Source organism: Frankia sp. R82 (assembly GCF_023716925.1).
Classification (GTDB): domain Bacteria; phylum Actinomycetota; class Actinomycetes; order Frankiales; family Frankiaceae; genus Frankia.
This window is the reverse complement of the sequence record NZ_JAMQQG010000188.1, coordinates 1-735: the sequence shown is the minus strand read 5'-3', so window position 1 is coordinate 735 and position 735 is coordinate 1. Positions and strand designations below refer to the sequence as shown.

At 68.6% G+C, this 735-nt stretch carries 1 protein-coding gene; it reads left to right on the top strand.

From position 1 onward, the window contains the following. Positions 1-217 precede the first annotated feature (217 nt). Positions 218-735 (top strand): transposase family protein (locus ND747_RS16530; RefSeq protein WP_251734498.1); only part of this gene is annotated, 518 nt, incomplete at its 3' end.

Genomic DNA, 735 nt, shown 5'->3' with positions numbered 1-735 from the left:
CACGCGCTCTCTTGCAGCAGGTCTCCGAGAGAGCGGACTCCGATCAGCAGTAGACCCGGTGTTGAACGAGGCTTTTGATGGGCTTCGCGGCGCGGGTGTTCCGGTGCGGCGGGCGTGTGCGTATGTCGGCCGGTCCCGGGCGACGCATTATCGTCATGCCGCGCCGCGGGGGCCGGTGCATGGGCCGTGGCCGGCGCGGACCCCGCCGCCTGGGGCGTTGTCCGACGCCGAACGGGCGCGGGTCCTGGCGGTGCTGGCGAGCCCGGGCTACCAGGATCTCGCGATCCCGCAGGTCTGGGCCCGGGAGCTTGATGCCGGCCGCTACTGGTGTTCGCTGTCGACGATGTACCGGATCGCCCGGGCGGCGGGCCAGACCCGGGAACGCCGCGCGCAGGCGACCCATCCACCGCGGGTCCGCCCCGAGCTGTCCGCGACCGGACCGTCACAGGTCTGGTCGTGGGACATCACCGCGTTGAAAGGACCCGAGAAAGGAGTCTGGTACAAGCTTTACGTCATCATCGACATCTACTCCCGGTATGTGACCGGCTGGCTTGTCGCTGCCGCCGAGGACGCGGTGGTCGCGAAGGATTTCCTGGAGGAGGCGGTACACCGGAACGGGTCGGCTCCCCGATCGATCCACGCGGATCGTGGTGGAGCGATGGTCTCGAAGCAGGTGTCGGAACTCCTCATCGACCTGGGTGTCCACCGGTCCCATTCACGGCCACGGACGTCGAA